This window comes from Chroococcidiopsis sp. [FACHB-1243] (assembly GCF_014696895.1).
Taxonomy (GTDB): Bacteria; Cyanobacteriota; Cyanobacteriia; order Cyanobacteriales; family Chroococcidiopsidaceae; genus Chroococcidiopsis.
Genome location: NZ_JACJQX010000016.1, coordinates 76,274 through 98,514, shown reverse-complemented (window position 1 = coordinate 98,514; position 22,241 = coordinate 76,274). Strand labels below are relative to the sequence as shown.

Genomic DNA, 22,241 nt, shown 5'->3' with positions numbered 1-22,241 from the left:
CTCACCACTCACTACTCACTTTCCATATGAGAAATTTGCGGGGATTCATCAAACTTCTAGAAGAAAGAGGACAATTGCGGCGAATTACCGCATTAGTCGATCCCGATTTAGAAATTGCCGAGATTTCTAACCGAATGTTACAACAAGGTGGTCCTGGGTTACTGTTCGAGAACGTTAAAGGTTCGCCCCATCCCGTAGCAGTCAACTTGATGGGGACGGTAGAAAGGATTTGTTGGGCGATGAACATGCAGACACCCCAAGAATTAGAAGAACTGGGGAAAAAGCTGAGTATGCTGCAACAGCCAAAACCGCCAAAAAAGATTTCTCAAGCGGTAGAATTTGGCAAGGTGTTATTTGATGTCGTCAAAGCCAAACCAGGAAGAGACTTTTTTCCCGCTTGTCAGCAAGTCGTGATTCAAGGCGACGAACTAGATTTAAACAAACTTCCCCTGATTCGTCCTTATCCAGGGGATGCAGGCAAAATTATCACGCTGGGTTTAGTCATTACTAGAGATTGCGAGACAGGTACGCCTAACGTCGGCGTGTATCGCTTACAACTACAATCGCGTAACACGATGACCGTACATTGGTTATCGGTACGCGGTGGGGCAAGACATTTGCGTAAAGCCGCAGAACGGGGTAAGAAATTAGAAGTTGCGATCGCCCTTGGTGTAGATCCTTTAATTATCATGGCGGCGGCTACGCCTATCCCCGTGGATTTATCAGAATGGCTGTTTGCCGGACTTTATAGCGGTTCTGGCGTAAACTTAGCCAAGTGCAAAACGGTAGATTTAGAAGTTCCCGCCGACTCCGAATTTGTCTTAGAAGGAACCATTACCCCAGGAGAAGTATTACCCGATGGTCCTTTTGGCGATCATATGGGTTATTACGGTGGATTGGAAGATTCTCCCCTCATCCGCTTCCACTGTATGACTCATCGCCAAAACCCAATTTATTTGACCACATTTAGCGGTCGTCCGCCAAAAGAAGAAGCAATGATGGCGATCGCCCTCAATCGGATCTATACTCCTATTTTGCGGCAACAAGTTTCCGAAATTGTCGATTTCTTCCTCCCAATGGAAGCTTTAAGCTACAAAGCCGCAATTATCTCCATTGATAAAGCTTATCCTGGGCAAGCGCGGCGGGCAGCTCTAGCTTTTTGGAGTGCCTTACCTCAATTCACTTATACTAAGTTTGTGATTGTGGTAGATAAAGACATTAACATCCGCGATCCGCGTCAGGTAGTATGGGCAATTAGTTCTAAAGTTGACCCTACTAGAGATGTGTTTATTTTGCCAAATACCCCCTTCGATACCCTCGACTTTGCTAGCGAGAAAATTGGTTTAGGGGGACGGATGGGAATTGATGCAACCACCAAAATTCCCCCCGAAACAGAACACGAATGGGGCGCACCTTTAGAATCCGATCCTAATGTAGCGGCGATGGTAGAAAGGCGTTGGAGTGAGTATGGTTTGGCAGATTTGCAACTAGGAGAAGTCGATCCAAATTTGTTTGGTTACGATATGCGTTAAATCGGTTTCGTAGGGGCGCACAGCTGTGCGCCCCTACGAATTATGGTACAGATTGCGATCGCTAAATTGAATTCAATCAAAATTTTTATTGGAAAAAGCGATCGTAATCACAACTGGTCATAATCTAGAGATTGTGCTAGCCCTTCGGTAATTTCTTGTTTAGAACGTCTAGCAGCAGCAATCAATTTGAGTTGAGTTTTCTCGACTAAACTATCCCACTCAAGTTCGTCTTGCAATTCTATAATGTACTCTCGCAAATGCTCAATCACCTTTTCTTGTGCTGTTTCAGGTAAAGATTCTATCATTTGAATGATTGTTGCAATCTTTTCTGAAAACATAAGTAAATTTTCCTATTAAAAATGTTTTCTCGAATTGCGAATTTTCTATTATTTTTGTTAAGTGATAAGCAATTGCTACTCTGAAATAGTATGATTCTACTAAGCTATTAGAAGAATTGTTTAGTGTGCTATCTTTGGTTACTTTATTTAATGCTAACTAGATATTGAGACATTGCGAAACTGAATTCTCATCTCTTTATCACTATTTTCATCATAGGTACTTAACTCAAGCAGCAATAGACGATTTAACTGTGAGGAAACTTTCTTAAAGGTAACACTTCCTTTTAGAGGCACATCACGCACCAATATTTCAGAAACATAGTTATAGTCAGATTTGTTACTGCCCAAACTTCTGTAGATATCTATGAATTGATTACTATATTCATCAATAATCCGATTTGAGTTCATCAACTTAAGCAGTCTGTCGTCCTCCTTATTTGTGACTAAGAACGAACACACAACTAACTCATCCTGCCTCTGACAACCTTGTAAAGCAAACAAAAAGCCTGCTTTTTGCTGAGTTTGTAAAACTTGCGATCGCGATATGGTAGTAGGTGATGCTGTGGTAGTTAGTGGAGGTTGAGGTGGGGATGAAACTTTAGGTTGACCTATCTGGTTAAGTCTAATAGTTCTGGTTGTACTTTGGTCGCTTGTTAGATTAATAGTAAAGTCTTGAGTTGGATAGCCTTCTTTACTTAAGGTAACACGAACATCCCCTTGACTAGGAATTTGAACTTTAGCATAACCATTGCTATCAGTATATTGAATTTCAGGAGCGCCTTTAGCGGCGATGAATTGCATTTTGACACCTGCTAAAGATTCTCCTGTCTGTGTTTGTACATTGAGTTCGACATCTTTTTGGGGGGTTGTGCCTTGCTGGGGTGTAGCACAAGCTTCTGAATACCAGCCGATACGACATCTAAACTCTGGAACAGTCATGACAGTAGCGATAGTTCCAATAATAGCTAAAATCATAGTTAACTTATTGAAGTTATTCCCTACACTACTTCTTTGACTCATGGATGCTTCCTTGTAATGCGATACCCATAGTAAAGGTTTGGTGTTGCTCAAAATACAATTTGTATGTACGCCGTACGGGGAGATTCTGTAATTTCAGCCCTTTCTCCATCTCCCAGCAAACAATCGTTATATCGAAAACTTCAAGACTACGCCTCAATTAAGTGCTTATAGCTACTTAGCGATCGCATCCTAAGTAAAAATCCTGCTTTTACATTTCTGAAGACAAGCTATTAGGATAGTCTAAACTATATTGCACTCTGCGGTCTAGCAATTATGTTTGACAATCTCAGGGATCAATTTGGGCAGATGACAAACGAGGAACTGATTGACTTCGCCTTAGAACACTTAGGCGAAGAACACGACGAAATTCGTAAAGCCGCACTACAAGAACACTATTTGAGAATTAAAAACGATCCTAATACAGTCACCGCTCCACCAGGAGACATCGAAATCTTAAAATCATACCTATCGCAACTACAAGACAAATAAAAAAAAGTTTCCCCACCACTTGCTAGCAACCTGACATAAAACCTGCCACAGTCACTACCAAGAGTGGGGAGACATTTGCTGATATTAAACCAAAACAAACTTGAGCTACTTTTGTAAACTCAAACCTTATGACATCGCCTGAATGATATAGTCAAAATAAGGTGCTGCTTCTGCTGCTTCTTCCGCACTCAATAGAGACAGAGAAGCATTCTTCAGACAGCGAATTGACTCAACCATCCCAGGAACGGGAACGCCCAGAGAATTATACATTTCTCTGACACCGACCAAACCGATCTTTTCAATCGGCTCTTTATCCCCAGCTAGCACGCCATAGGTAATTAGGCGCAGATACCAGCCGTAGTCCCGCAGACACAACGCCCGCTGACGTTCGCCGTAGGCATTTCCACCAGGGGCGATAAAGTCAGGACGTTTTTGCCACAACTTTTTACTTGCTTCCTGAACGATTTTCTTTTCGTTTTCGGCTAGGGTTGCGGCGATGCGCATCCGCCGTATGCCTGTCTGCAAAAAGTTTTTAATGTTTTCGAGTTCGCCAGCACTGGGATAGCGCAACTCGTCATCGGCTTTGAGAATAACTTGGCTTACTACACTCATGATTATAGGTAATGAGTCAGAATATCATTTGTAGTTTAACGATTTCATGTCCCCCAAATAAAGGGATCTTTTCAGTTATGTCTGTTACAAGGGGACAAAATTTACAAAACATGAACGATCGCACTCCCGATCGCTGGCAACAGGGCGACTTGGTAGAAGTAACCATTACCGATCTAAATGATAGTGGTGATGGGGTAGGGCGTGTCAACAGTAGGGTTGTTTTCATTCCCGACACGATCCCAGGCGATCGCGCTATGGTACGCTTGGTGCGTGTTAAGCCGCAATACGCCTACGGTAAACTCCAAGAACTCCTCGAATCTTCTGGCGATCGCATCCGTCCTCGTTGCATCGTAGCCGATAAATGCGGCGGCTGTCAGTGGCAGCATATCGCCTACGAACATCAACTGGAAGCCAAGCGCCATCAAGTTATCCAGACATTAGAACGAATTGGCAGCTTTGTTAATCCTCCTGTCGATGCTGTTTTAACAGGGAATGTCGATCTCGGTTATCGTAACAAAGCTACATATCCCGTGGGAAAATCGGCTACAGGACAAATCCAAGCAGGCTACTACCAAAAAGGCAGCCATCAGTTAATTAACCTAAATCAATGCCCCGTCCAAGATCCTCGCCTCAACCCTCTGCTAGCAGAAGTCAAACAAGACATTCAACAGCGGGGATGGCGAATATATGACGAAAAACACCACAGAGGACAAGTACGCCATTTAGCCTTACGAATCGGTCGCCGTACGGGAGAAATGCTGCTAACTCTGGTAGTAAAAGATTGGGACTTACCTGGAATTGAAACCCAGGCGCAAGAATGGTTAAACAGGTATCCGCAGCTAGTCGGAGTCTCGTTAAATCGCCAAAGCGATCGCACCAACGTTATTTTTGGCAGTGAAACCCGATGTATTGCCGGACACCCGTATCTACTAGAAATTTTTGCAGATTTAAAATTTCATGTGCTACCCGATACATTCTTTCAAGTCTATACGGAGGTGGCTGAGGCACTCTTGCAGGAAATTACCCAACACCTGAATTTACAAGGTGACGAAATCTTAGTAGATGCATACTGCGGCATTGGCACGTTAACCTTACCGCTAGCCCAAAAAGTGCAACAAGCAATCGGTTTAGAAGTCCAATCCGCCGCCGTCGAACAAGCCCAAAACAACGCCCGACTCAACCAGATTACCAACACTACATTTCAAGTCGGAGAAGTCGAAAAACTGCTGCCCCGCCTAGAAACGACTCCAGATATTGTACTGCTCGATCCACCCCGCCAAGGATGCGATCGCGCCGTCATCGAAACCCTGCTGCAAACCCAGCCACAACGCATCGTTTACGTCAGTTGTAAAGCTGCTACCCTTGCTCGCGATTTAAAAATGCTCTGTCAAAATGGCAAATACCACCTTACCAGAGTCCAACCAGCCGACTTTTTCCCCCAAACCGCCCATGTGGAGTGTGCAGCCTTCTTGGAGAGGGAGAGTGGGGTGTAGGGTGTGGGGACAAGGGGGACAAGGGGGACAAGGGAGAAAATTACCAACTACCAATTACCAACTACCAATTACCAATTACCCATTACCAACTCCCCTATTAGGTATAATTACGATAGATCCGCATAAATATGTAGGATAGAAGATAACAAAGATGCTAATATTGATTAAGAGGCAGCTGCCAATTTCAATCTCGGTAAATACAATTCAAGTGAAAATACAGTCAACGCATATATAACGCATATATAAGGTTGACTGTTGTTTTTGAAGGTTGGCAGATATCCAAGGGGCTATATGCTGTTGAGGAAGAAAGGCTGGATTCGCTCGATTGGTTGTCTATATGGAGTGGCGATCGCAGATCGTACGCACAAGTTTTTTACAGCTTCGCAGTAGTTCTTTCAGCTATTGCACGTCAGCAACGTTTGCTTTGAATGCACACAAACGAAGTAAATCGTACCTAGCGTTTGTTAATTCGTTATGTTTGTCGCTCAGCAAGTTCGTGTCATTAATAGCCGGAAGCTACGGAGTTTTTTGTAGTGATTACTATCTCATCGCGTCCAGTTGGGCGTAACTGGAGTACGATTAGCTTTGCCTCTACGCTCTATTTGTGTTCTATCCTCGATTTACTCTTAGCAGAAGTACCGTGTCGGTTGCAAGCAGAACTACGCCTGGGTTTGCAGGAAGCACTAGTTAATGCAGCTAAACATGGGAACAAGCTAGATCCCGGTAAGGTTGTCATCGTCCGATTTTCTTACACAGACGACCATTATTGGTGGATCATTTCCGATCAGGGCTGTGGTTTTGACCGTCCGTGCGATTGCAACCCAGATCCAGAAGCATATTTGCCCTCAGTAGAATCGGAGAACGGTCGCGGTACTTGTATTTTATACAAAATATTCGATCGCGTAATTTGGAACGCAGCCGGAACAGAACTGAGACTTGGTAAGCAGATGGGTAGCCGTTTCCGTTTACCTCTGCTTAATTAGGGAGGCGAGAGTCGGAATTAACCGATTGCTGATAACTGATAACTGTTCACTGATTATGTCCGTGTGTAGGACATGGTGGGGCTGAAATTGAGCGGTCTAACCAGCCAACTGCCTGTTGTAACCTTGGTAATGCTTCTTCTGGTTGGTCTTTAAGTAAAAAGACGATCGCCGCCGCTGCTTGTTCGTTAGCTCTGGCTTTACGATTAGACTTAAGCTTGTGCCACTCATCAGGCGAGATCGACAATCTTTCCATCAAAGCTTGGGCTAGTTCCTGCGTGCTAAATTCGCTTAACGATGATTTTCGATCCAACTTGGTAGGTTGAAGCATACTGGTGGGCATATTAGTTTCGATCGCTAATCTAACAAATATCGATGCAACCGCCACAGCCACCAGAATCACCTGCGCCATCAGAGGATGAGTTGGAAAACTCGATCGCAGAAGTTGAGCGATCGCTTGTTGCCCTGAAACAACGCTACGCTCAAGTCAAACAAGACAAACAGCAGCAAGCAGAACTCCAGCAGCAATTAAAACAGGTTAAGCGAGACATCGAGCGATCGCGATCGCCACACTCAAAAGTACAGTTAAAGGCAGAACTAAAGCAAATTCAAGCACAACTAGAAACCATAGAAGTCAACCTCGAAAGCCAATTATTTTCTTGGGGAAGCCTGAAAGCCCCCTTCTGGCAAGCTGTCCGCTTCGGTGGGTTAGGAGTTATTGTAGGCTGGATATTAAAGTCTTTTACTGGGTAATGGGTAATGGGAAATTGGTAATCGAGAAAAACTAGCTTTTTCTTCTTCTACTCCCTACTCCCTACTCCCTACTCCCTACTCCCTAAAATGATGAAGCGACGCATTATTGAAATTTTACGCAACGGACAGCCAAATGAGTCTGTGACAGTTCAGGGTTGGGTACGCACCAAACGCGATTTAAAAGGGTTTGCGTTTGTAGAAGTGAACGATGGATCGTCCCTGGCAAGTTTGCAAGCGGTACTGAAGGCGGAAATGCCAGACTACGAAGCAACTCTGAAGCAGATTAATACAGGCGCTTCGGTGGAAATTAGCGGCGTACTCGTGCCTTCGCAAGGTAAAGGGCAAAGAATTGAATTGCAAGCCGAAACCGTAAAAGTGTTCGGTGATGCCGATCCCGAAACATACCCATTGCAGAAAAAACGCCACTCATTTGAATTTTTGCGGACAATCGGACATTTGCGATCGCGTACCAATTCGTTAGGGGCAGTTTTTCGCGTCCGTAACGCCTGTGCGACGGCAATCCATCAGTTCTTTCAAGAACGGAGTTTCTTGTGGGTTCACACCCCTGTGATTACCCGTAACGATTGCGAAGGCGCGGGGGAACTATTTACAGTTACGAGTTTAGATCTGAAAAAGATTCCGCAGACTGAAAACGGCAAAATCGATTACAGCCAAGATTTTTTTGGCGGACAAGCTTTTTTAACTGTCAGCGGACAATTAGAAGCTGAAGTCATGGCGATGGCGTTTAGCAACGTCTATACATTTGGTCCCACATTTCGAGCCGAAAATTCTAATACTTCCCGACATTTAGCAGAATTTTGGATGGTTGAGCCAGAAATGGCTTTTTGCGATTTAGTTGGGAATATGGATTTAGCAGAAGCGTTTTTGAAGCATATTTTCAAATATGTTTTAGAAACTTGTCCAGAAGATATGGAATTTTTCAACCAGCGAATTGATGATTCTGTGTTGGCAACGGCTGATAATATTATCAACAATCAATTTGAACGAATTACTTATACAGAGGCGATCGCGCAGTTAGAAAAAGCAACAAAAACCTTTGAATATCCGATTGAGTGGGGATTGGATTTACAATCAGAACACGAACGCTACTTAGCGGAAGAGTTATTTAAAAAACCAGTTATCGTTACCGATTATCCAAAGCAGATTAAAGCCTTTTATATGCGGGTAAACGACGACGACAAAACCGTTCGCGCTATGGACGTTCTCGCACCTAAGATTGGTGAGATTATTGGCGGTTCTCAACGGGAAGAACGGTTAGAAATTTTAGAAAAACGGATGCAGGCTCAAGATATCAATCCTGACGATTTGTGGTGGTATTTAGACTTGCGCCGTTACGGTACTGTGCCTCATGCTGGCTTTGGTTTGGGATTTGAACGTTTGGTTCAGTTTATGACGGGTATGGGTAATATTCGCGATGTCATTCCCTTCCCCCGTGCGCCCTTGAGTGCTGAGTTTTAAAGTCAGGTGGGCATTGCCCACCCTACAGCTAAGCTGTCTATAAACATGATTGAGGTTGAGCGAGTAGTTAGTGGCTACCGAGATTTAGATACATTGTTTGAGTAAAATAAATGCTGACAAAATATATTGAAACTGCAATGCATCGAGCAACATATGAGTTGCTAGAAGATGGAACTTTCTACGGTAGAATTCCTGATTGTCAAGGCGTGTGGGCTAATGCAGAAACTTTAGAAGCTTGCCGAGACGAGCTACAAGAAGTTTTAGAAGGCTGGATTCTTTTAGGGCTACAGCTTGGACATCAGCTTCCCATGCTAGATAATATCGATCTTTCTTTTAAAAAAGAAGCTGCTTGATGCCTCCTTTTGGACCAATTAGCCGCCAAGACTTAATTACCTGCTTGCGTGCTTTAGGTTTTGATGAACCTTATTCAGGCAAAAAACACCAGTTCATGATAAAAGGAACCCTGCGCCTACGACTACCTAACCCTCATAGAGGTGACATTAGTAAAGGGTTGCTGGCTCAGATTTTAGCTGAAGCAGGTATTAGTCGCGAGGAATGGGAGAGTATTTAGGATTCAAAATAGAAGTAAGCAGCGTTACCAACTTAGCGACTGCGATCGGGCAAAATAGCAACAGGGATGGCAGAATAGCAGAATGCCGCGATCGCACCTCAAATTAGAAAAACAGTAAGTAAAACGCACGATGCAGTTTCAGCCACCTCTCATTGGCATCACCACATCGGGACAGATGCTTACAGGCAATTTCTCTCTATCTAAATTCTATGTAGAAGCAGTACGCTCAGCAGGAGGCGTACCGATACTAATTCCAGCAGGAGAACCTAACCTAGCCGCCGTGTTTGCTCAGTTAGATGGTTTGGTTTTCTCTGGTGGAGGTGATATCGATCCCGACATGTATAATGGGGTGTGTCATCCTACGATTTACAATATCGACCCAGAACGCGATCGCTCAGAAATTTCTCTAGCACAATTGGCTTTGGCTACTGAAATACCAATTTTGGGTATTTGTCGCGGCTTAGAAATACTAGTGGTAGCTACTGGTGGCAGCCTGATTCCTCACTTACCCGATGAGTTTGGCGAAGTTATAGCCCATCGAGCTGACCAAACGCTTTCTACCGAGCATACTGTAAAAATTGCTCCAGATACTCACCTAGCTCAAATTGTTGGTACGTTAGAAGTACCTGTCGTTTCTTGGCATCATCAAGCAGTTGGTACTATTCCCTCTGAGTGGCGGATTGCGGCAAAAGCACCAGATGGAGTCATCGAAGCCTTAGAACACGAAAATCATCCTTGGGCGCTCGCGCTACAATGGCATCCTGAAATGTCTATTCAAGATTCATCCCAATATCGGATCTTTCACGCTTTTGTAACTGCGGCAAGAACGAGAATGGGAATGTGGAGAACCGCTTAATTAGGGAGTCGGAAGCAACTAATAACTGGTCACTGGTCACTGGTTAGCGGCGGCGCTGTTGGAGTTTGCGGTAAACGTCTTTCAAATCGACGTGGTGATGTGCTAGGGCGACTAAAGTATGGTATAGCAAATCTGCTACTTCCCCCGCGATCGCATCTGGTTCGTCGTCTTTAAATGCCATCACCACCTCAGCCGACTCCTCGCCAATTTTCTTTAAAATTTTATTGTCTCCCCCTGCCAAGAGCTTACAAGTGTAAGAACCTTCTTGAGGATTGTCGCGGCGATCGCTAATGATGGCAAACAATTGAGACAGAGTGTCTGCTGATGGTGGAACAATCTGTCCGTCTTCGCGGTGAAAACAACTCCGTTCCCCCGTATGGCAAGCAATATCACCGATTTGTTCGGCACTGATGAGAATTGCATCGCTATCGCAATCATAACGGAGCGATCGCACTTTTTGAAGGTGTCCTGATGTTGCTCCTTTATGCCATAGTTCTGTACGCGAACGACTCCAAAACCAAGTTTCCCCCGTGTCTAAAGTTTTTTGCAACGACTCGCGATTCATCCACGCCAGCATTAACACCGTACCATCCAAATAATCTTGGACGATGGCTGGTACTAACCCCCGCTCGTCGTAGCGAATTTCATCCAGCGGAATAGCTTGAGCAAAAGAATTTAATTCTGGATTGGAGGACATAAAGAGAGTGAGTAGGGAGTAGTGAAGAGGAGTTAGTGGTTGAGTAACTAATTAATTATCTCTTACCGATGACCTCTTACCTCTTACCCCTTGCCTCTGGCTTCTTACCATTGCTTGCTACTTGCTACTCACTTCTAAACTCTAAACACTTGTGACTAAATTTCTGGCAGAATAGATCTTTACGGCAGTTAGAGCTGCTTTATGAGCTTGTGTTGTTTCTCCATACCATTGGATGGTTGAATTGTAAGCAGCTCGATACAAATCTTGTGCTGCTTCAGATAAGCGATCGCGGATTTCCGCAGGTAAATCTTGATTGGTTCGGTATAACATAATTTTATTCTTTTTTTATCGTGTAATTTATTACATTAGGTGTTTTGAATTGAGCGCACAAACCCCAAAAGACAGAGTTTTAATATTCAACTTAGGAGAGAACCTTGGTTAATACCAGCATTAAAACCACCAAATCAGAAGAGATTTTTGCCGCTGCTCAGAAACTCATGCCTGGGGGCGTTAGTTCTCCAGTCCGAGCTTTTAAATCTGTAGGCGGACAGCCAATCGTATTCGATCGCGTTGAGGGAGCATACATTTGGGATGTAGATGGCAATAAATACATCGATTACGTCGGGACTTGGGGTCCCGCCATTTGCGGACACGCTCATCCAGAGGTGATCGCTGCTTTACACGCCGCCTTAGAAAAAGGTACGAGCTTCGGTGCGCCTTCTGCTTTGGAAAACGTGCTAGCGGAGATGGTGATTGATGCCGTCCCTAGCATTGAAATGGTACGCTTCGTCAACTCCGGTACGGAAGCTTGTATGGCAGTTCTGCGCTTGATGCGGGCTTTTACAGGACGAGATAAGATTATCAAGTTTGAAGGCTGCTATCACGGTCATGCCGATATGTTTCTGGTGAAAGCTGGTTCTGGGGTTGCTACCCTCGGCTTACCAGATTCCCCTGGAGTGCCTAAATCTGCTACCAGCAACACTCTGACTGCGCCTTACAACGATCTAGAAACAGTCAAAGCTTTATTTGAAGAAAATCCCGATGAAATTGCTGGTGTCATTTTAGAGCCAGTTGTCGGTAATGCTGGCTTTATTTCTCCCGACGCGGGCTTTTTGGAAGGATTGCGAGAAATTACCCGCGATCGCGGTGCATTGCTCGTGTTTGATGAAGTCATGACCGGCTTTCGGATTGCCTACGGTGGCGCTCAAGAGAGATTTGGCATCACTCCTGACTTAACTACTCTGGGTAAGATTATCGGTGGCGGTTTACCCGTAGGCGCTTACGGCGGACGCAAAGATATCATGTCCATGATTGCCCCAGCGGGTCCCGTCTATCAAGCTGGAACCCTCTCTGGTAATCCCCTAGCAATGACAGCAGGAATTAAAACTTTGGAATTGCTGCAAAAGCCTGGGACATACGAAGCGCTCGATCGCATCACGAAAAAGTTAGCTGATGGAATGCTGCAAGTTGCCAAAGAAACAGGACACGCCGCTTGTGGCGGGCAAATTAGCGGGATGTTTGGTTTCTTCTTCACCGAAGGACCAGTACATAATTACGAAGATGCTAAAAAGGCAGATTTAATCAAATTCAGTCGTTTCTATCGCGGGATGTTAGAGCGGGGAGTTTATCTCGCGCCTTCTCAATTTGAAGCTGGCTTTACCTCTTTAGCTCACACCGATGCAGATGTAGACCAGACTTTAGCCGCTGCTAGGGAAGTGCTAACATCAGTTACCAGTTACCAGTTACCAGTGATTAGTGACTCCTGAGTACTAGCCACTCGCTTTCACAATTTAACTTGTTGTAACGAAAGCCCACCTTTTCCTTTCTTCGCCGCGATCGCCCAGCGCCTTCGCGGTTTGTTTTCGTACTTTTATTTAGTACATATGTATTAAGATAAAAAACAGAGAGTTCAAGAACTGCAACTCGCTCCCTGCTCCCTGCTCCCTATTCTTTCGGCAACATCGCCCAAATTTGTTCGACAAACTGCTGGTGATCCACGACTGGTTTTGAAATGTAACCGTCTGCACCGCTTTGGCGCAGAAAGTTTTCGCGATCGCCTTCCATGACGTGGGCTGTGACGAGGATAATTGGTAATTTAGCAGTTTGCGGATTTGCCTTCAGCATTTGGGTAATCTTGATCCCATCCACTGCTTTACCCTGATAAACGCTGCGCGAAAGAGAAACATCCATCAAAATAATATCGACTTGTCCAGATGTCGCAATCTCCATGACCTCTTCTACATTTTCCGTATGCTTTGTCTCCAAGCCACCACGTTTTGTCAAAATTTTGGCAAAAACGCGAGCATTTATAGGGTCATCCTCTACAATCAAAACGGTTTTCATCATAACTTTGTTACAGGAGATTGCATATTAAATTGACAGCGGACGTAAGCTATGACAGCATTCTCTGGCTGTTGTTAAGGTACGAATCAAATTTTCCTTTAGTAGAATTGCATACTTAAAGCGAAAAAACAGGAGTGGGTAAATTGAAATCTAAGCGCGATCGTCGCTAATCCAGAATAATACTGGGAATTACTCATCGGCTACTATTAGTATCTTTTTGTAAGCAAATAAATTAGGATGCTGAGGGTAAGCTTTGTAAAGATACTATTAAATTTTTGGCGTTTGTCGTTATCAACTAGGAAACATCACTCATGGCAAAACAATTAAACCTTCTCCCAGCGGGACAGGTGATTCCCACAGCCCTGCATATAGAAATGCAACGGTCTTATCTGGAATATGCCATGAGCGTAATTGTAGGGCGGGCATTACCAGACGTGCGTGATGGCTTAAAACCAGTTCACAGGCGAATTTTATATGCCATGCATGAATTGGGTTTAACTCCCGATCGCCCTTATCGTAAATGCGCCAGGGTAGTAGGTGACGTACTAGGTAAATACCATCCCCATGGCGACCAAGCGGTATACGATGCTTTAGTCCGTCTCGTACAAGACTTTTCCAGCCGCTATCCCTTGCTGGCGGGACACGGTAACTTCGGTTCGGTAGATAACGACCCACCAGCAGCAATGCGTTATACCGAGACTCGCCTCGCACCAGTTGGGAATGAGGCGATGCTGACTGAAATTGGCGAAGAAACAGTTGATTTTATCGGTAATTTCGACAATTCCCAACAAGAGCCAGTCGTATTACCAGCCCAACTACCGTTTTTATTGCTCAACGGTGCGTCGGGAATTGCTGTAGGGATGGCGACAAATATTCCTCCCCATAATTTGGGAGAAATCATCGATGGTTTAGTTACCCTGATCGACCAACCAGAGTTATCAGACGACAAGCTATTTGAGTTAATCCCTGGACCCGACTTTCCCACTGGAGGCGAAATTATTGGCAGTACGGGAATTCGCGAAGCTTACACCACTGGACGGGGTAGTATTACCATCAGAGGGATTGCTCAAATTGAAGAAATTCAAACTGGAGTCAAGCGATCGCGCCGCACGACAGCAATCGTCGTGACAGAATTACCCTATCAAGTTAATAAAGCAGGTTGGATCGAAAAAGTCGCGGAATTAGTCAACCAGGGTAGGATTGAGGGCATTGGCGACTTGCGAGATGAAAGCGATCGCCAAGGGATGCGGGTGGTGATAGAACTCAAACGAGATGCCGATCCGCAGGTTGTTCTGCGCCAGTTGTACCATCACACTTCCCTGCAAACAAATTTTGGGGCAATTTTCCTTGCTTTAGTAGATCAACAACCGCGTCAACTTTCCTTAAGACAGCTATTACAGGAATTTTTAAATTTCCGCGAACAAACTCTGATTCGGCGCTACACTCACGACTTAAATCGAGCCGAAAGTCGCGTGCATTTGGTAGAAGGGTTGCTGACAGCTTTATCCCACTTGGATGAAGTTATTACAATTTTGCGGCAGGCAAGCGATGGTAGTACGGCTAAAATTACCCTGCAAAATGAGTTGCAATTGAGCGAAGCCCAAGCCGATGCAATCTTAGCAATGCCCATGCGCCGCCTGACGGGTTTGGAACAAAAGAACCTGCAAACTGAATTTGAATCTCTCAGCGAACAGATTCAAACTTTGCGACGGTTGTTAAGCGATCGCCACGAGTTATTAAAAGCATTGAAAAAAGATTTGCGATCGCTCAGACGTAAATTTGCTGACTCTCGCCGGACTCGCATTGGCACTCAAGAAGCAGAAGAACAGAGCAAGAAAAGCTCGTCAATTCCGAATTCTGAATTCCGAATTCCGAATTCTGAAGAAGTTGCTTTGGAGTTTACCCAAAAAGGGTATGTCAGAAGGTTAGCTGTTAATGGTAATAAGCCAGGAAGGAAGCCGAAGTCAGACAACGGTTTGATGGAAAATGACTTTGTGATTCAAACCGCAGCCACGAAGACAGATGAGAATTTAGTCGTGTTTACCAGTGGTGGAAAGGTTTACCCGTTGCAGGTGGGCGATATTCCTCCTAGTAGCGGGCGATCGCTACGGGGTACGCCATTGATTAGTTTGCTGCCAGGATCGGCTGCTAACGGTACGGAAAGTATTGTGACTCAACTGCTATTACCCGCAGAAACAGAAAACATCCAAGCGCTGTTCATGACTCAATTAGGACGAGTGAAGCGCTTAGCTGCATCGGAGTTACAAAATCTGACCAATCGCGGTTTGACGGTGGTAAAGTTCAAGGATGAAGACCGCTTGTTAGGCGTGCAACCGATTGAGCCGGGACAATTTTTGATCCTTGCTTCCGCCGGAGGTAGGCTGTTAAGGTTTGGTATAGATGACGAGCAGTTGCCAATTCTAGGACGCACGGCAATGGGAATGCAAGGCTTGCGGCTGCGAAAACAAGAAGAAATGATTGGTGGAGTGGCAATAGACGATCTCAAAACTAATTTGTTACTTGTCACCCAAGAAGGCTATGCGAAGCGAATACCCGCCCATGTATTGCGTCAAGGCAATCGCGGTGATATTCCAACTCAAGCTTTAGCTTTTAGCAGCAAATCAGATCGGCTGGCAGGAATTGTATCGGCAACGGTAAGCGAGGTTGCTCTGCTCACCAGCAATCAGCGGATCGTGCGCCTACCTGTAGATAAAATAGGCAAGTGGGGCAAAGAAGGTACGGGCGATCGCCTCCGCGAAATTAAGGATAATGAGAAAATTATCTCTGTTATTGCCATTCCAGCTACCAATTCATCAAGTGTAGAGTAATACGATAAGCTATTGACAATTAACATCTAGCGTGATTCAGGTTGCTTTAGAAAACGTTAGTAAGATTTACGGCAAAGTCCAAGCCGTGCAGTCTGTCAGTCTCGACGTGCAGCAAGGAGAATTTTTCACGCTGCTGGGGGCTTCTGGTTCGGGAAAAACAACTTTATTGCGGCTGATTGGCGGTTTTGAAACCCCCGATACTGGCTGTATTTACATTGGGGGCAAAGATGTGAGTCGTCTGCCTGCCTATAAACGCAACGTCCATACGGTGTTTCAGGACTACGCCTTGTTTCCCCACCTATCGGTATTTGAGAATGTAGGTTATGCTTTGCAGGCAAAGCGATCGCCTGTGGCAGAAATTAGCCAACGAGTTACGGAAGCTTTGAAACTCGTCCAACTCGCAGAAATGGCGCAGAGGCTACCTTCTCAACTTTCCGGCGGACAAAAACAACGGGTAGCTTTAGCAAGGGCAATTGTCGATCGCCCTGATGTATTACTTTTAGACGAACCGCTTTCAGCTTTGGATGCCAAAATTCGGATGGAACTGCGGCAGGAATTGAAACAACTCCAACGTCAGACGGGAATTAGCTTTATTTATATCACCCACGACCAAGAAGAAGCCCTAGCGTTGAGCGATCGCATAGCAATTTTGAAATCTGGCAAGCTATTACAAGTCGGCACGCCTTTAGAAGTCTACGAACAGCCTGCCGATTTATACGTGGCTGAATTTATCGGACGGGCAAATTTTCTCGATGGCGTGTTGTTAAGTATAGATGGGCAGCGAGGAAGAGTGCAAATTGGTGAGACAGCAATTGTTGAAGGAACAGTTGTGGAAAGAACAACCGCCGCAATTTCTCCTGGGAATGCAGTACGATTAGTCGTGCGTCCAGAAAATATTTGCCTAAATCACGCCAATATCGGTTATGCAGCCACAATTATTCAAAGTCAATACCTTGGTTATGCTACGAGTTATTTAGTTCAGGCGATCGGACTCAATTTTCATGTCATGGAACTGCGGCGACGCGGCACTAGCCCCTACAAAGAGGGAGAACGAGTTTTTATTTCTTGGGAATGGATGGAAGCATTGATTTTTTCTACAAACTAAGATGCCAAAACTCAGTATTATCATACCGACACGCGATCGCCCGCAACTATTACCGCGTGCAGTGCAAAGTGCTTTATCGCAAACAATGGCAGATCTCGAAGTGATTGTCGTTGACGATGCTTCGACTCAACCGGTGGATTTACCAGCAGATCCGCGTTTGCGAATCATTCGTCTATCTACCCCTCGTGGGGGTGCGGGGGCGCGGAATGTAGGTACGGAAGCGGCGCAAGGGCGCTGGATTGCCTATTTAGATGACGATGACTGTCTTTTACCCCATATGGCAGATGTCTCCTTAGAGGCGATCGCTAAAGCAACTTTACCTCCACCTGTCGGCGTTATTTCTGGGATCGACGTGGTAGATGATGCAGGGAAAACTCTAGAAACTCGCCTCCCGCCTCCCAGTCGTCCCCGTGGCTGTCATTTTGCTCTAGAAGTTTTGGAACCAGGCAAATCTTACAACACCAAACAAACTTTAGTGGTGGAACGGGATGCGATTTTACAGATAGGAGGCTGGGATGAAACGTTTCGTTCCCGCGTCCATACCGAACTTTTTCTGCGGCTAAATCCTGTCTGTTCGATCTTGGGTTTACCTATTGTTACCTATCAACTTTACGAGCATCCAGGGGCGCGAGTGTCGCGCAATACGAATTTGCGTCAGGAAAGTTTTCAACGTTTGATTGACAAGCATCAGGCAGTTTTTCGCGCCCACCCGCAGATGTTTGCGAATTTTGTCTACGATCACGCCCTAATGTCCTATCGGATGGGGCAAAAATCTCAAGCCTTATCCAGTGTTATTTGGGCAATACAGATCGATCCGTTACGGACGATGAAAAAGACGATAAAAAAACTAGTATCAAGTATTAAGTCTGGGTGAATAGAATTTGCGGCGACACAATCGAAGTCCACCTGCGTAGACTTGCAGTTGAACCTGCGCAGGCAGGTTTTGTCTGTGTAGTTGCGACTTGCAGTCGCCCCAAGATCTCAAGTCTCGTTACTTCTCCTCGATCGCTCCTTCTGCTTGATGGGCGATCGCTCGCAACTTATCTATAATCTCTGGTGTCACTTGCCACAAGCCTCGCTGCTTGGCTTCAATTAACCTTTCTGCCATATCTCGCAATGCCCAAGGATTTTTTTGCTGCACGAAGTCTTGGACGGCTGGATCGAATAAATAAGCTTCGGCAATGCCTTGATACATATAATCTTCCACGCAATTCGCCGTAGCATCGTAGGCAAATAAATAATCTACTGTTGCTGCCATTTCAAAAGCCCCTTTATAACCGTGACGCATCACCCCAGCAATCCATTTCGGATTAACGACGCGGGAACGATATACTTTAGCAATTTCTTCTTTTAAATGACGAACGCGAGGGTTTGCCGGAATAGAATTGTCACCAAAATATGTCTGAGGATTTTTACCGCGAACGGCGCGCACGGCAACAGTTAAACCACCTTGAAATTGATAGTAATCGTCAGAATCGAGCAGATCGTGTTCGCGATTGTCTTGGTTGTGCAAGACAATTTGCATTTCACTCAAACGTTGCTCGAACGCTTCTGGGGCAGCTCGTCCTTCTGAGTTACGGGAATAAGCGTAGCAACTCCAATTAATATAAGCATGAGCTAAATCGCGATCGCCCGTCCAATTTTGCGCTTCAATTAATCCTTGTAACCCAGCTCCATAAGCCCCTGGTTTAGAACCAAAAACACGGTAAAGCGATCGCTCTTTTGCCTGTTCGGGTGTCAATCCCGCCGAGTACCAAAACTGGGTTTCGTGTTTCACTTTGGCAGCAAGGGGATTTTGCTCTGCTGGTTCGTCCAACTGCGACACGGCAACAACGGCACTATCAAACAAATCGATTAAATTAGGAAAAGCATCGCGGAAAAAACCAGAAATTCTTAAGGTCACATCCACGCGAGGACGCGCCAACACCGATAGAGGCACAATTTCAAAATTCACCACCCGCCGAGAAACTCCATCCCATACCGGACGCACTCCCAACAAAGCCAGCGCCTCGGCAATGTCATCTCCCCCAGTCCGCATGGTAGAAGTTCCCCAAATCGACAAACCAAGAGTTTTAGGATATTCTCCGTTTTCCTGCGTGTAGCGTTCGATTAAAGCTTCAGCTGCTTTACGTCCGATGTCCCAAGCTGTTTCTGTCGGAATGGCACGGATATCCACAGAGTAAAAATTTTTTCCCGTTGGTAATACTTCTGGACGACCTCTCGTCGGCGCACCCGATGCACCACTGGGGACGTATCGCCCATCTAAACCGCGTAATAAATTGGTAATTTCCTGTTGAGTTTGTGCTAAAGCGGGTAAGAGGCGATCGCGAATCCAATTTATTGTATTGGTAATTGGTAATGGGTAATTGGTAGTTGGTAATTGGTAATGGGTAATTGGTAATTGGGTTTTTTCTCCCTCAGCTCCCGAGAGCCTCCCCAGCTCAAGAGCAGCTCTTTTCTCCGACTTCCGACTCCCGACTCCCGCTTCCCCAATTAGCTGTTCCACCAACTCAGACGCATACTGTTCTAACACTTCGATCGCATCGCCGATTGTATGACAGGGTGTTTGAGTTTTTGCTGATAAAATTCGAGCGCTTGTCTCTGAAAGTTGAGTGCTGAAATCTGCCGTGAGGGGATCGAAATCTAGTTCCCAGGCTTGAGCAATTGCGCGGGCGATCCCTGGCTGGTAGGAATTAGGTTGACGAGCGATCGCCACAATTAAATCTCGCAATTGTTCTCCTTGCGGGCATTGTCCAAATATATGCAAACCATCGCGAATTTGAGCTTCTTTGAGTTCGCATAAATAACCGTCGAGTTGGTTAATTGGTAATGGGTAGTTGGTAGTTGGTAATTGGGTTTTTTCTCCCTCAGCTCCCCCAGCTCTTTTCTCCGACTCCTGTACGGGCGGGTTTAATTGCAGAACTGTTTGTTTTTCACAAGGAGCTTCAACAAAACCCGCCCTTACGACTCCTGACTCTCGATCCATGCCCAAGTCTAAGTGTAAATTTTCCTGAACAATTAATTGCCAAATGCGATCGCTAATGGCTGGTAATCGAGTCGGATCTAGGCTTTGAGCTTCGTAATACTCGTCAACTAAACTTTCTAATTGGTGCAGCCCTCCGTAGAGTTCTGCCCGCGTCATCGGAGGCGTTAAATGGTCGATAATCACTGCTTGGGCGCGGCGTTTTGCTTGCGAACCTTCCCCAGGATCGTTGACGATAAACGGGTAGAAATGGGGCATAGCACCCAAAGCAATTTCAGGATAACACTGACTTGATAGCGCCACACTTTTACCTGGCAGCCATTCCAAATTACCGTGCTTGCCTACATGTACGATCGCATCAGCACCAAAATGCTGTCGCAGCCAATAGTAAAAAGCCAAATAAGTATGCGGTGGTTCTAAGTCAGGCGCGTGGTAATTTAACGCCGGATCGCGATCGTATCCCCGTGCTGGTTGAATGCCCACGAAGACGTTACCGAGTTGAATGCCTGGAATTGGTAATTGGTAGTTGGTAGTTGGTAGTTGGTAGTTGGTTGTTACTCCCTCAGCTCCCCCAGCTTCCTCAGCTCTCTTCTCCCACCGACTCACAATCTCCTGCTGCACTGCTTCAGGCAGGGTGGCAAAATATTCTTGATACTCTTGCCAACTTAATTGCTGTGGGAGCGATCGCCACTGACTATCAGGATCGTTTGTGACTCCAGATGTCAGGCGTTGGATCAGTTCGTCTCCAGTTTGCGGTAGATTTTCTAGTTGATATCCCGCTTGTTGTAAAGATTTGAGAATTTCTATACAACTAGCAGGAGTATCTAACCCGACTCCGTTTGCCAAACGTCCGTCACGATTGGGGTAGTTTGCCAAAATGAGAGCGATTTTGCGTGCTGCTGGCGGACGAGAACGCAGCTGCACCCAACGCTGAGTTAGTTCAGCAACAAATTCAAGGCGATCGCGCACCGACTCGTAAACGATTACATTCGTCTCTAGAGCTGTATTCCAGCTCTGTACTGCTTTAAACGACACAGCACGGCTAATAATGCGCCCATCCACTTCTGGTAGTGCCACATTCATGCCGATATCCCGTGGCGATAGCCCTTGAGAACTTGTCTCCCAGGTTGAAATTGAACTGCTACTAAAAATAACTTGCAGTATTGGTATATCTAGTTGTTGCCACAAGTTAGGGGGAGTCGGTAGGGGTGGGTTTGGAAACCCGCCCGTACGGGAATCTGGAGTCGGGGAAATACGTCCTAGAGAAAAACTTGTTGTATTTAATAAGACTTGAATTTTTGCCTCATCTTTAGGCTGGAAGTAAGATAGGACATCTGCTTGCACTTGTGGATCGCGCAGCGAAGAAACGAAAACTGGTACTGGTAATAGATTTATAGCTACTAATGCTTGACAAAGATCGTCAATTACACCCGTATTACCTGCTAAATAGTGAGCGCGGTAGAATAGAATGCCAATTTTTGGTAACTGGTAATTGGTAATTGGTAATTGGTAATTGACTGTTGATTGTTGATTGTTGACGGTTGATGCTCCTCTGCCCCTCTGCCCCTCTGCTCCCTCAGCTCTCTTCTCTCCGACTCCCTTCCACCCATATAGCCCCACACGCGGAACCACCTGTGGAGGTTGAGGATTGTATGAAGTATGAAGGCAGAAATCGGCAGTGAATAGCAGCGCATTGACGGCATTTTCTACTCCACCTTCTAGAAAGTATCGCCACAGTCGATCTCCCACTGCTAACGGAACAGTCGAATGTGCGATTAAATCGGGGTCGATCGCATCGTCTCCTGGTATGACTATTAATGCTGCACCAGTCCGCCGTGCTGTTTCCCGCAACACTTCTAAACCATAAGACCAATACGATCGTCCCCCCAAAAGCCGTAGTATAATAGCTTGAGCTTTTTCTAAAACGTCTTCTGCATAAGTATCTATAACAATCTGTTGCTGCAATTGCAGCAAATTAGCAACTCGAAAAGTAGGAAAGCCCATCGGTAATTTAGTCGCTGCTGCTGCCAAAGTTTGAATATCGGTATCGGTAGCAGTAAGCAATACCAAAGGAGCTGGAGTTTGGGCAAACAAAACGACACCATCAACTTGAGGATTCCAATCTCCAGGGGTGGTACTGATACGATGCATATAACTCTCTG

General features: G+C 45.5%; 22 protein-coding genes. 14 read left to right on the top strand and 8 right to left on the bottom strand.

The features are described from left to right. Window positions 1-26 precede the first annotated feature (26 nt). A complete protein-coding gene (locus H6G17_RS13910) occupies window positions 27-1,532 on the top strand; it encodes a UbiD family decarboxylase (RefSeq protein WP_192158034.1) in 1,506 nt (501 codons plus the stop codon). A 107-nt stretch (window positions 1,533-1,639) separates the two neighbouring features. Here H6G17_RS13910 and H6G17_RS13905 read toward each other — a convergent pair whose 3' ends face one another. Both H6G17_RS13905 and H6G17_RS13900 read right to left on the bottom strand, forming a co-directional pair. Further along, window positions 1,640-1,870 carry a hypothetical protein gene (locus H6G17_RS13905; RefSeq protein ID WP_192158032.1) on the bottom strand — a complete coding sequence of 77 codons (231 nt, stop codon included), beginning with the start codon at window positions 1,868-1,870 and terminating at the stop codon, window positions 1,640-1,642. Window positions 1,871-2,023: 153 nt separating this feature from the next. Beyond that, entirely contained in the window at window positions 2,024-2,890 is an 867-nt protein-coding gene (locus tag H6G17_RS13900; protein ID WP_192158030.1) for a hypothetical protein, read from the bottom strand. A 306-nt stretch (window positions 2,891-3,196) separates the two neighbouring features. Here H6G17_RS13900 and H6G17_RS13895 point away from each other — a divergent pair, with 306 nt between their 5' ends. Then, window positions 3,197-3,379, top strand: a complete 183-nt coding sequence (locus H6G17_RS13895; protein WP_242038378.1) for a hypothetical protein — start codon at window positions 3,197-3,199, stop codon at window positions 3,377-3,379. A gap of 126 nt (window positions 3,380-3,505) precedes the next feature. Here H6G17_RS13895 and apcD read toward each other — a convergent pair whose 3' ends face one another. Further along, on the bottom strand, window positions 3,506-3,991 hold the full coding sequence (apcD, locus tag H6G17_RS13890; protein WP_192158026.1) for an allophycocyanin subunit alpha-B: 486 nt from the start codon (window positions 3,989-3,991) through the stop codon (window positions 3,506-3,508). 77 nt (window positions 3,992-4,068) lie between these two features. Here apcD and rlmD point away from each other — a divergent pair, with 77 nt between their 5' ends. The 3 genes from rlmD (at window position 4,069) to H6G17_RS13875 (ending at window position 6,467) form a co-directional block, all read left to right on the top strand. Beyond that, window positions 4,069-5,484 (top strand): 23S rRNA (uracil(1939)-C(5))-methyltransferase RlmD, encoded by a 1,416-nt coding sequence (gene rlmD / locus H6G17_RS13885; protein ID WP_192158024.1) that lies wholly within the window; start codon window positions 4,069-4,071, stop codon window positions 5,482-5,484. Next, complete coding sequence (locus H6G17_RS13880; protein WP_192158022.1) at window positions 5,474-5,623, top strand: hypothetical protein; 150 nt, start codon at window positions 5,474-5,476, stop codon at window positions 5,621-5,623. The genes rlmD and H6G17_RS13880 overlap by 11 nt, the downstream gene beginning before the upstream one ends. A gap of 394 nt (window positions 5,624-6,017) precedes the next feature. Then, entirely contained in the window at window positions 6,018-6,467 is a 450-nt protein-coding gene (locus H6G17_RS13875; protein WP_106547036.1) for an anti-sigma regulatory factor, read from the top strand. 46 nt (window positions 6,468-6,513) lie between these two features. Here H6G17_RS13875 and H6G17_RS13870 read toward each other — a convergent pair whose 3' ends face one another. Continuing rightward, entirely contained in the window at window positions 6,514-6,795 is a 282-nt protein-coding gene (locus tag H6G17_RS13870; RefSeq protein WP_192158128.1) for a DUF6439 family protein, read from the bottom strand. A 44-nt stretch (window positions 6,796-6,839) separates the two neighbouring features. Here H6G17_RS13870 and H6G17_RS13865 point away from each other — a divergent pair, with 44 nt between their 5' ends. The 5 genes from H6G17_RS13865 to H6G17_RS13845 all read left to right on the top strand — a co-directional run bounded on the left by H6G17_RS13865 (window position 6,840) and on the right by H6G17_RS13845 (window position 10,123). Then, window positions 6,840-7,217 (top strand): DUF2203 domain-containing protein, encoded by a 378-nt coding sequence (locus H6G17_RS13865; RefSeq protein ID WP_192158020.1) that lies wholly within the window; start codon window positions 6,840-6,842, stop codon window positions 7,215-7,217. An 87-nt stretch (window positions 7,218-7,304) separates the two neighbouring features. Next, window positions 7,305-8,696 carry an asparagine--tRNA ligase gene (gene asnS / locus H6G17_RS13860; protein WP_192158018.1) on the top strand — a complete coding sequence of 464 codons (1,392 nt, stop codon included), beginning with the start codon at window positions 7,305-7,307 and terminating at the stop codon, window positions 8,694-8,696. A 110-nt stretch (window positions 8,697-8,806) separates the two neighbouring features. Beyond that, window positions 8,807-9,049, top strand: coding sequence for a type II toxin-antitoxin system HicB family antitoxin (locus H6G17_RS13855; RefSeq protein ID WP_192158016.1), 243 nt, complete (start codon window positions 8,807-8,809; stop codon window positions 9,047-9,049). Next, the gene (locus H6G17_RS13850) at window positions 9,049-9,267 is read left to right on the top strand and encodes a type II toxin-antitoxin system HicA family toxin (protein WP_192158014.1); all 219 of its coding nucleotides are present in this window, start codon (window positions 9,049-9,051) and stop codon (window positions 9,265-9,267) included. Before H6G17_RS13855 ends, H6G17_RS13850 begins: the two co-directional genes overlap by 1 nt. A 130-nt stretch (window positions 9,268-9,397) precedes the next feature. Further along, window positions 9,398-10,123, top strand: coding sequence for a gamma-glutamyl-gamma-aminobutyrate hydrolase family protein (locus tag H6G17_RS13845; protein WP_192158012.1), 726 nt, complete (start codon window positions 9,398-9,400; stop codon window positions 10,121-10,123). Between the two features lie 43 nt (window positions 10,124-10,166). On the opposite strand, the gene hisIE is transcribed toward H6G17_RS13845, so the two are convergent. Together hisIE and H6G17_RS13835 are read right to left on the bottom strand one after the other, a co-directional pair. Further along, complete coding sequence (gene hisIE, locus H6G17_RS13840) at window positions 10,167-10,820, bottom strand: bifunctional phosphoribosyl-AMP cyclohydrolase/phosphoribosyl-ATP diphosphatase HisIE (protein ID WP_192158010.1); 654 nt, start codon at window positions 10,818-10,820, stop codon at window positions 10,167-10,169. 141 nt (window positions 10,821-10,961) lie between these two features. Then, window positions 10,962-11,150, bottom strand: coding sequence for a ChaB family protein (locus H6G17_RS13835; RefSeq protein WP_192158008.1), 189 nt, complete (start codon window positions 11,148-11,150; stop codon window positions 10,962-10,964). Window positions 11,151-11,254: 104 nt separating this feature from the next. Between H6G17_RS13835 and hemL the strand changes: the two genes are divergently transcribed. Then, window positions 11,255-12,586, top strand: a complete 1,332-nt coding sequence (gene hemL / locus H6G17_RS13830) for a glutamate-1-semialdehyde 2,1-aminomutase (RefSeq protein ID WP_192158006.1) — start codon at window positions 11,255-11,257, stop codon at window positions 12,584-12,586. A gap of 178 nt (window positions 12,587-12,764) precedes the next feature. Here the strand turns inward: hemL and H6G17_RS13825 are convergent, their stop codons facing one another. Further along, the gene (locus H6G17_RS13825; protein ID WP_039717305.1) at window positions 12,765-13,163 is read right to left on the bottom strand and encodes a response regulator; all 399 of its coding nucleotides are present in this window, start codon (window positions 13,161-13,163) and stop codon (window positions 12,765-12,767) included. 311 nt (window positions 13,164-13,474) lie between these two features. Between H6G17_RS13825 and gyrA the strand changes: the two genes are divergently transcribed. The 3 genes from gyrA to H6G17_RS13810 are packed head-to-tail and all read left to right on the top strand — an operon-like array spanning window position 13,475 to window position 17,970. Then, entirely contained in the window at window positions 13,475-15,991 is a 2,517-nt protein-coding gene (gene gyrA, locus H6G17_RS13820) for a DNA gyrase subunit A (protein WP_192158004.1), read from the top strand. Window positions 15,992-16,022: 31 nt separating this feature from the next. Then, on the top strand, window positions 16,023-17,096 hold the full coding sequence (locus tag H6G17_RS34645) for an ATP-binding cassette domain-containing protein (RefSeq protein ID WP_192158002.1): 1,074 nt from the start codon (window positions 16,023-16,025) through the stop codon (window positions 17,094-17,096). A 1-nt stretch (window position 17,097) separates the two neighbouring features. Continuing rightward, window positions 17,098-17,970, top strand: coding sequence for a glycosyltransferase family 2 protein (locus H6G17_RS13810; protein ID WP_192158000.1), 873 nt, complete (start codon window positions 17,098-17,100; stop codon window positions 17,968-17,970). Window positions 17,971-18,087: 117 nt separating this feature from the next. Here H6G17_RS13810 and cobN read toward each other — a convergent pair whose 3' ends face one another. Next, entirely contained in the window at window positions 18,088-22,230 is a 4,143-nt protein-coding gene (gene cobN / locus H6G17_RS13805; RefSeq protein ID WP_192157998.1) for a cobaltochelatase subunit CobN, read from the bottom strand. Window positions 22,231-22,241: the final 11 nt, after the last annotated feature.

What these genes read in the sequence shown, in the direction of transcription:
- H6G17_RS13910 (WP_192158034.1), top strand. Translation starts at nt 27, where the DNA reads ATGAGAAATTTGCGGGGATTCATCAAACTTCTAGAAGAAAGAGGACAA.
- H6G17_RS13905 (WP_192158032.1), bottom strand. Translation starts at nt 1,870, where the DNA reads ATGTTTTCAGAAAAGATTGCAACAATCATTCAAATGATAGAATCTTTA.
- H6G17_RS13900 (WP_192158030.1), bottom strand. Translation starts at nt 2,890, where the DNA reads ATGAGTCAAAGAAGTAGTGTAGGGAATAACTTCAATAAGTTAACTATG.
- H6G17_RS13895 (WP_242038378.1), top strand. Translation starts at nt 3,197, where the DNA reads ATGACAAACGAGGAACTGATTGACTTCGCCTTAGAACACTTAGGCGAA.
- apcD (WP_192158026.1), bottom strand. Translation starts at nt 3,991, where the DNA reads ATGAGTGTAGTAAGCCAAGTTATTCTCAAAGCCGATGACGAGTTGCGC.
- rlmD (WP_192158024.1), top strand. Translation starts at nt 4,069, where the DNA reads ATGTCTGTTACAAGGGGACAAAATTTACAAAACATGAACGATCGCACT.
- H6G17_RS13870 (WP_192158128.1), bottom strand. Translation starts at nt 6,795, where the DNA reads ATGCTTCAACCTACCAAGTTGGATCGAAAATCATCGTTAAGCGAATTT.
- H6G17_RS13865 (WP_192158020.1), top strand. Translation starts at nt 6,840, where the DNA reads ATGCAACCGCCACAGCCACCAGAATCACCTGCGCCATCAGAGGATGAG.
- asnS (WP_192158018.1), top strand. Translation starts at nt 7,305, where the DNA reads ATGATGAAGCGACGCATTATTGAAATTTTACGCAACGGACAGCCAAAT.
- H6G17_RS13855 (WP_192158016.1), top strand. Translation starts at nt 8,807, where the DNA reads ATGCTGACAAAATATATTGAAACTGCAATGCATCGAGCAACATATGAG.
- H6G17_RS13850 (WP_192158014.1), top strand. Translation starts at nt 9,049, where the DNA reads ATGCCTCCTTTTGGACCAATTAGCCGCCAAGACTTAATTACCTGCTTG.
- H6G17_RS13845 (WP_192158012.1), top strand. Translation starts at nt 9,398, where the DNA reads ATGCAGTTTCAGCCACCTCTCATTGGCATCACCACATCGGGACAGATG.
- hisIE (WP_192158010.1), bottom strand. Translation starts at nt 10,820, where the DNA reads ATGTCCTCCAATCCAGAATTAAATTCTTTTGCTCAAGCTATTCCGCTG.
- H6G17_RS13835 (WP_192158008.1), bottom strand. Translation starts at nt 11,150, where the DNA reads ATGTTATACCGAACCAATCAAGATTTACCTGCGGAAATCCGCGATCGC.
- H6G17_RS13825 (WP_039717305.1), bottom strand. Translation starts at nt 13,163, where the DNA reads ATGAAAACCGTTTTGATTGTAGAGGATGACCCTATAAATGCTCGCGTT.
- gyrA (WP_192158004.1), top strand. Translation starts at nt 13,475, where the DNA reads ATGGCAAAACAATTAAACCTTCTCCCAGCGGGACAGGTGATTCCCACA.
- H6G17_RS13810 (WP_192158000.1), top strand. Translation starts at nt 17,098, where the DNA reads ATGCCAAAACTCAGTATTATCATACCGACACGCGATCGCCCGCAACTA.
- cobN (WP_192157998.1), bottom strand. Translation starts at nt 22,230, where the DNA reads ATGCATCGTATCAGTACCACCCCTGGAGATTGGAATCCTCAAGTTGAT.